This is a genomic window from Pseudomonas plecoglossicida NBRC 103162 = DSM 15088, assembly GCF_000730665.1.
Lineage (GTDB): Bacteria > Pseudomonadota > Gammaproteobacteria > Pseudomonadales > Pseudomonadaceae > Aquipseudomonas > Aquipseudomonas plecoglossicida.
Genome location: NZ_BBIV01000076.1, coordinates 1 through 7405, shown reverse-complemented (window position 1 = coordinate 7405; position 7405 = coordinate 1). Strand labels below are relative to the sequence as shown.

Annotated in this window: 7 protein-coding genes; 3 read left to right on the top strand and 4 right to left on the bottom strand. The window is 63.4% G+C overall.

What is annotated here, in order from left to right:
* Positions 1-318 precede the first annotated feature (318 nt).
* Entirely contained in the window at positions 319-1086 is a 768-nt protein-coding gene (locus PPL01S_RS23920; RefSeq protein ID WP_016391920.1) for a hypothetical protein, read from the top strand.
* Between the two features lie 116 nt (positions 1087-1202).
* Here the strand turns inward: PPL01S_RS23920 and PPL01S_RS23915 are convergent, their stop codons facing one another.
* Both PPL01S_RS23915 and PPL01S_RS23910 read right to left on the bottom strand, forming a co-directional pair.
* Positions 1203-1685, bottom strand: coding sequence for a free L-methionine (R)-S-oxide reductase MsrC (locus tag PPL01S_RS23915; RefSeq protein WP_016391921.1), 483 nt, complete (start codon positions 1683-1685; stop codon positions 1203-1205).
* On the bottom strand, positions 1686-2573 hold the full coding sequence (locus PPL01S_RS23910; protein ID WP_016391922.1) for an ATP-binding protein: 888 nt from the start codon (positions 2571-2573) through the stop codon (positions 1686-1688). It abuts the gene before it with no gap.
* Positions 2574-2679: 106 nt separating this feature from the next.
* On the opposite strand from PPL01S_RS23910, the gene PPL01S_RS23905 reads away from it, so the two are divergent.
* Positions 2680-5037 carry a response regulator gene (locus tag PPL01S_RS23905; protein ID WP_016391923.1) on the top strand — a complete coding sequence of 786 codons (2358 nt, stop codon included), beginning with the start codon at positions 2680-2682 and terminating at the stop codon, positions 5035-5037.
* Here the strand turns inward: PPL01S_RS23905 and PPL01S_RS23900 are convergent.
* On the bottom strand, positions 5027-5515 hold the full coding sequence (locus PPL01S_RS23900; RefSeq protein WP_016391924.1) for a glutathione peroxidase: 489 nt from the start codon (positions 5513-5515) through the stop codon (positions 5027-5029). The two genes, PPL01S_RS23905 and PPL01S_RS23900, sit on opposite strands and share 11 nt — an antisense overlap.
* A 2-nt stretch (positions 5516-5517) precedes the next feature.
* Complete coding sequence (msrB, locus tag PPL01S_RS23895) at positions 5518-5919, bottom strand: peptide-methionine (R)-S-oxide reductase MsrB (protein ID WP_016391925.1); 402 nt, start codon at positions 5917-5919, stop codon at positions 5518-5520.
* Between the two features lie 168 nt (positions 5920-6087).
* Between msrB and PPL01S_RS23890 the strand changes: the two genes are divergently transcribed.
* Complete coding sequence (locus PPL01S_RS23890) at positions 6088-7299, top strand: pyridoxal phosphate-dependent aminotransferase (RefSeq protein ID WP_016391926.1); 1212 nt, start codon at positions 6088-6090, stop codon at positions 7297-7299.
* The last annotated feature ends 106 nt before the right edge of the window (positions 7300-7405 follow it).

The window sequence follows — 7405 nt, the reverse complement described above, 5'->3', positions numbered from 1 at the left end:
ACACGCTACAAGCATTGCTGCCTGCTTTCACTCCCTGCCGCGTTTCGCTGTGTGCTTTACGCTGCAAGTGGCGCGCATTCTATGGATGCTGCGTAGGGTCGTCAACCCTTTTCTATAAATTTATTTAAATCAATGACTTCGCTCTATATGAAGGGCATTGGCGAGCAGCGCCCGAGGATTGGCGTTGATTTTCTGACACACTCAAAGCAAAGTGCCATTATCGAGAAACCAGCCGACCAGCCGATACACTCCTACAGGGTGATCCGTCTCGACGGTCGCTACACTCTCAATGTAAAACTTCCTGATGAGGCGTTAACGGTGACACCACTTCTGATCACACTGCTCATCGTTGCGGGTATCGCGTTGCTGATCGTGATTGGCTACCTCAACAACGTGGTCGAGAACAGCAAGCTGGAACGCGCGCGATTGAAGATCGAGCTGGCCGACCGCGTGCGCCGCTGTGGCGAAATCAGCGAAACCTTCCCGGGCCAGTTCATGACGCCGGCCCTGAAGCTGCTGCTGGCCCGCCTGGAGCTCAACCTCAACCAGCGGCAACTGGCACTGGACAAGCACAGTGCCGAACTCAAGGCACGCATCGGCGAACTGGAAGCCTTGATCGGCCAGGGCGAGCGCATACCGGTGAACAACCCGCCGAGCCCGATCCAGACCGAGGTCAAGGCCAAGGATGTGCGCTTCCTGCTCGAGGCCTTGCACACCCAGATCGTCAAGGCCACCCAGGAAAACGCCCTGCAGACGAACGAGGGCAAGCATTGGGTCAGGGAGATTCGCCACCTGCTGGTGCTGCTGCACATCGAGTTTTTCAACAACCTCGGCCAGCAGGCGCTGCAGCAGGAGCAGCCGGGGCAGGCCCGCCTGGCGTTCGAGCGGGGCGTGCAGTACCTGCGCAAGCAGCCGGAACCGAAGGTGTATGAAGAGCAGCTGACTTACCTTGAGAAGCTGCTGGCAAGGGCCAATGCCCAGGTGCTGGACAAGATGGAGCCAGCGGAGAACGATCAGAACGAGCTGACCCAGGGGCTCAAGACCGATGAGGACGAGACCTGGAAGAAGCGGGTGATCTACGATTGATCGTCAGCCCCTATCGCCGCAGTTCGTCGCCACGACAAGCCGGCTCCCACAAGGACTTGCGCGCAGGCATGTGGGAGCCGGTTTGCCGGCGATAAGGCCAGTCAGGACAGCGACAATCAGCAGTCAGTCAACGCCAGGAAAATCGCCGCCAGCCGCTCCAACCCAGCCTGGTCCGCCTCGCTGAACCGCGCCAGCTTCGGGCTGTCCAGGTCCAGCACACCAATCAACCTGCCCTCTTTCACCAGCGGAATCACCAGCTCGCTGTTCGACGCACTGTCACAGGCGATATGCCCTGGGAAGGCATGCACGTCCTCCACCCGCTGAGTCTGCCGGGTAGCCGCCGCCGCGCCACACACGCCCTTGCTGAACGGAATGCGCACACAGGCCACTTGCCCCTGGAACGGGCCAAGCACCAGCTCTTCGTTGCGGTTGAGGTAGAACCCCGCCCAGTTCAGGTCGTCGACCTGGTTATAGAGAAACGCCGAGAACTGCGCAGCATTGGCGATGAAGTCGCGCTCGTCGGCGAACAGCGCCTGCACTTGCGCCGCCAGCAGGTTGTAGCCGTCGAGGCCGGCGCCACTGGCATTGAGGTCGATCATTTATTTCTGCTCCAACAATTGCAGCCCGACCCAGTAGCGGGCGAACTGATAGGCACAACGGCCATTACGGTTGCCGCGGCCGGTGGCCCAGCGTACGGCGAGGATGTCGAGTTCTTCGCTGCGCTGCCATTGAAGCCCCGCAGCCTGGGCGAGCTGGCCGATCCAGTGCTCGACCACGTCGAGGAAGTGTTCCTGGGTGAAGGGGTAGAACGACAGCCACAGGCCGAAACGGTCGGACAAGGCGATCTTGTCTTCCACTGCTTCGCTGGGGTGCAGCTCGCCGTCGACGCGCTTCCAGTTCTCGTTGTCGCTTTCCTTCTCCGGCACCAGGTGGCGACGGTTCGAGGTGGCGTACAGCAGCACGTTGTCCGGCGCCTGCTCCAGGGAGCCGTCGAGCACGCTCTTGAGCACCCGGTAGTCGCCCTCCCCGGCTTCGAACGACAGGTCGTCGCAGAACAGGATGAAGCGCTGCGGCAGTTTTTGCAGCTGTTCGACCACCCGTGGCAGGTCGGCCAGGTGGTCGCGCTCGATCTCTATCAGGCGCAGCCCGGCACCGGCGTGCTCGGCCAGCAAGGCGCGCACCAGCGACGATTTGCCGGTGCCACGCGAGCCCCACAGCAAGGTGTGGTTGGCCGGCAGGCCCTGGATGAACTGGTGGGTGTTGCGGCCGAGCTGGTCGCGTTGCTTGTCGACGCCGATCAAATCGCTCAGGCGAATGTCCAGGCTGACTTCCAGCGGCATCAGATAGCCGGTGCGGCCATCACGCTGCCAGCGGGCGGCCAGGGTGGTGGACCAGTCGATGGTCGGGCGTGGCGCTGGCAACAGCGGTTCGAGACGCGCCAGCACGGATTCTGCGCGTTCCAGGAAAGCATTCAAGCGAGCGTCCATGACGACTCCTACAGATTTCAGTTTTTTGGGGCCGCTTTGCGTCCCCCTCATCAGCGATCAACTGAAATGAACAGACAGACCCGCCAGCAGCCGGAGCTGATCGGCTATGCTTGCGCAGCGCAAGGGACGTGAAACCGGCTCGGGACTCATGGATATCAAGTTCACCAATCGCCTGTCATACAAGCAAGCCCGGTTGACAGTCCTGGTCGGCTTCATCCTGGGAACATTGCTCAGTCTCATCCAGATCGGCATCGATTATGCCAGTGAAGACGCATCCATCAACCGCGAAGTGCAGGCGCTGCTGCAAATCAGCCACACCCCGGCCTCGCGCATCGCCTACAACATCGACTCGGAACTGGCCCTGGAGCTGACCCGTGGGCTGCTGCAATCGCCTGCGGTGTTCCGCGCCCGGCTGATCGACAACAACGAGACCGTGCTGGCCGACGTCGAGCGCCCACGCCTGCAGGACAGCTACCGGGCGCTGAGCGACTTCCTGTTCGGCGAGCAGCGCCAGTTCCAGGAACGGCTTTACCTCGCGCACATGCCCGAGGAATTTCTCGGCATCCTGTACCTGGACGTCGACACCTACGCCTTCGGCAGCCGCTTTCTCGACCGCGCCAAGGTCACCCTGCTCAGCGGCTTCACCCGCAGCCTGGTGCTGACCGGCATCCTCCTGGCGCTGTTCTACATGATGCTGACCAAGCCGCTGGTCAGGGTGATCGGCGCCCTCAGCGGCCGCGACCCGCGCCAACCCCGGCAGACGCGCGTGGACTGCCCGCCCGGCCACGAGCTCGATGAGATCGGTGTGCTGGTCAAGGTCGCCAACCAGCAGTTCGTCAGCATGGCCACCGAGATCCAGCAGCGGCGCAGCGCCGAAAACCGCCTGACCGAGTACCTCAACGAACTGGAGAACATCGTCTCGGCGCGCACCGACGAGCTCAAGGCCAGCAACAGCCGCCTGAGCCAGTCCAACCAGGAACTGGAGGAAGCCCGCCGGCGCGCCCTCGACATGGCCCAGGCGCGCGCGGCCTTTCTGGCCAACATGAGCCACGAGATCCGCACCCCGCTCAATGGCATGCTCGGCATGATTGCCTTGGCCCTGGACAGCCCGCTGGCCAGCGAGCCGCGGCAACAGCTGGCGATCGCCCACGACTCGGGCAAGGTGCTGGTGGAACTGCTCAACGATATTCTCGACCTGTCCAAGTTCGATGCCGGGCAGCTGGAGCTGGAGCGCATCCCCTTCGACATGGGCGCAATGGTCGAGGACACCGCCAACCTGCTGTCGCAGAACGCTGCGCAGAACGTCGAACTCACCTGCCTGATCGCCAGCGACTTCCCAAGCTCGGTGCTGGGCGACCCGACCCGGGTACGCCAGGTGGTCAGCAACCTGCTGTCCAATGCACTGAAGTTCACCCGCTTCGGCCGCGTCGACATCCGCCTGGTGCGCATCGTTGGCGGTGTGCGCCTGGAGGTGAGCGACACCGGCATCGGCATCCCCGAGGAAGCCCAGGCGCGCATTTTCCAACCCTTTACCCAGGCCGGTGCCGGCATCACCCGCCAATATGGCGGTACCGGGCTGGGGCTGGCGCTGACCTGCAACCTGTGCAAAGCCATGCAAGGGCGCCTGCACATCCAGTCCGAGCCGGGGCTGGGCAGTCGCTTCAGCGCCGAACTGCCGCTGCCCACCCATACCGAGGCCATCCCGCCCGCGCCATTGCACGGCCAGGTGGTGGCCCTGAGCGATGCCGCCAGCGGCCTGAGCGAGCTGCTCCAGGGGCTGCTGCACAGCTGGGGGCTGGGCTACCGGCGCCACGACAGTGTCGCCACCCTGCCCGCTCGCGGCCATGACCTGCTCATCACCGATGACCTGGACCACCTGACGCAACTGCGGCCCGAGCACAAGGCGCCGATCCTGCTGGTGACGGCCTATGGCAACTTCCTGCCCGCCGAGCAGGCCGCTCAGTTGGCGCCGCTGCACCAGCTGGCCCGGCCCCTGGGGCGCAACGCCCTGTACCAGACCTTGCGCCGCACCCTGCAGGGTCACGCGCCGGAGCATCCACTGGCGACCCCGGCACTTACCGCCGAAGAAGGTCGCGCACACATCCTGCTGGTGGAAGACAATCCAGTGAACCAGTTGGTGGCCAAGGGCATGCTGGCCAAGCTCGGCTGCCAGGTGCAGCTGGCCACCCAGGGCGCCGAGGCCTTGGAACTGTTGGCCAAGCATGACTTCGACCTGGTGCTGATGGACTGCAACATGCCAGTGATGGACGGCTACGAGGCCAGCCGGCGCGTCCGCCAGAGCGGCCGCTGGCCCGACTTGCCGATCGTCGCCCTGACCGCCAACGCCATGCCCGAGGAGCGCGAGCGCTGCCGCGCGGCGGGCATGAACGACTACCTGGCCAAGCCGTTTCGCCGCGAAGAGCTACTGGCGCTGATCGACCACTGGGTACCGCTCAGCGGCTGAGCAGCCGCTCGATATCGGCTTGCAGCGCCTGGGGCTTGGTACTGGGGGCATAGCGCGTGACCTTGCCAGTGGCCGGGTCGACCAGGAACTTGGTGAAGTTCCACTTGATCTTCTGCGACCCCAGAAGGCCTGGGGCGCGCTGCTTGAGCTCGACGAACAGCGGGTGCGCGCCGGGGCCGTTGACCTCGATCTTGCGAAACAGCGGGAAGCTCACGCCGAAGTTGCGCTCGCAGAACTGCGCGATCTCCCGCGCCTCTCCAGGCTCCTGCTTGCCGAACTGGTTGCAGGGGAAGCCCAGCACTACCAGGCCACGCTCGCGGTAGTCCTGCCACAGCTGTTCCAGGCCCTTGTACTGTGGGGTGAAGCCGCACTGGCTGGCGGTATTGACCACCAGCAGCGCCTTGCCTGGGAAGTCGCCCAGCACCTTGTGTTCACCACCCAGGGTCACGCAGGGGATGTCCAGCATGGATCCGGCCATGGTCAGGCTCCGTCGCGGGGTTTGAAGTCCAGGCACACCGAGTTGATGCAGTAGCGCAGGCCGGTCGGCGGCGGGCCGTCGGGGAACACATGGCCCAGGTGGGCATCGCATTGGGCGCAGGTGACCTCGGTGCGGATCATGCCGTGGGACGTGTCACGGATCTCGACCATGGCGCTTTCCTCGATCGGTGCATAGAAGCTCGGCCAGCCGCAGCCGGAATCGAACTTGGTCTGCGAGTCGAACAGTGCCAGGTCGCAGCAGATGCAATGGTAGACACCGGCGCGGCGCTCGCTGTTGTACTTGCCGCTGAACGGCCGCTCGGTACCCTTCAGGCGGCACACCTGGTACTGCGCCGGGTCGAGCATTTCACGCCATTCATCCAGGGTTTTTTCGATCTTTTGCATATGGGGACCTCGGCAGGCTGAATTTCACCTCGCGCCGTCTTTTCCGTAGCGCGGGTGGCACGTATATTAGTTGGCTTCGTGTGCAAGGCCTCAAGTCTGGCACCCGCGCCTTGCCCTTTCAAACCTTTCGACGGCGGCGCACCGCGTATTCTCAATCGGGATCACATCATGCAGTTCAGCAAATCGAACAAGCTCGCCAATGTCTGCTATGACATTCGCGGCCCAGTGCTCAAGCACGCCAAACGCCTGGAAGAGGAAGGCCACCGCATCCTCAAGCTGAACATCGGCAACCCGGCGCCGTTTGGCTTCGAGGCGCCGGACGAAATCCTCCAGGATGTGATCCGCAACCTGCCCACTGCCCAGGGCTACAGCGACTCCAAGGGCCTGTTCAGCGCGCGCAAGGCGGTGATGCAATACTGCCAGCAGAAGGAAATCGAAGGCGTCACCATCGAGGACATCTACCTTGGCAACGGCGTGTCCGAGCTGATCGTCATGTCCATGCAGGCGCTGCTCAACAACGGCGACGAAGTGCTGATCCCGGCGCCTGACTACCCGCTGTGGACTGCCGCCGTGAGCCTGGCCGGCGGCAAGCCGGTGCACTACCTGTGCGACGAGCAGGCCGACTGGTTCCCGGACCTGGAAGACATCAAGGCCAAGATCACCCCGAACACCAAGGCCCTGGTGATCATCAACCCGAACAACCCGACCGGCGCCGTCTACTCCAGGGAGCTGCTGCTGGGCATGCTGGAGCTGGCTCGCCAGCATAATCTGGTGGTGTTCTCCGACGAGATCTACGACAAGATCCTCTACGACGAAGCCGTGCACATCAGCACCGCCTCGCTGGCCCCGGACCTGCTGTGCCTGACCTTCAACGGCCTGTCCAAGTCGTACCGGGTCGCTGGCTTCCGCTCCGGCTGGCTGATCATCTCCGGGCCCAAGCACCATGCCCAGAGCTACATCGAAGGCATCGACATGCTGGCCAACATGCGCCTGTGCGCCAACGTGCCGGCCCAGCATGCGATTCAGACTGCGCTGGGCGGCTACCAGAGCATCAACGACCTGGTGTTGCCGCCAGGCCGCCTGCTGGAGCAACGCAACCGCACTCATGAACTGCTCAACGACATTCCGGGGGTGAGCTGCGTGAAACCGATGGGTGCGCTGTATGCGTTCCCGCGTATCGACCCGAAGGTGTGCCCGATCCTCAATGACGAGAAGTTCGCGCTGGACTTGCTGCTGTCCGAGAAACTGCTGATCGTCCAGGGAACTGCGTTCAACTGGCCGTGGCCGGACCACTTCCGTGTGGTCACCTTGCCGCGGGTGGATGACCTGGAGGCCGCGATCGGGCGTATCGGTAACTTCCTGCGCACGTATTCGCAGTAAGGTTCGGCCGGAGTTTTGTAGTGGAGCGCAGATTGAGCGCCGCCCGCGCGGCGCATCGCGAGCTGCGCTCGCTCCTACGTTTGTTTTTGGCCAATCATGCCTGTTG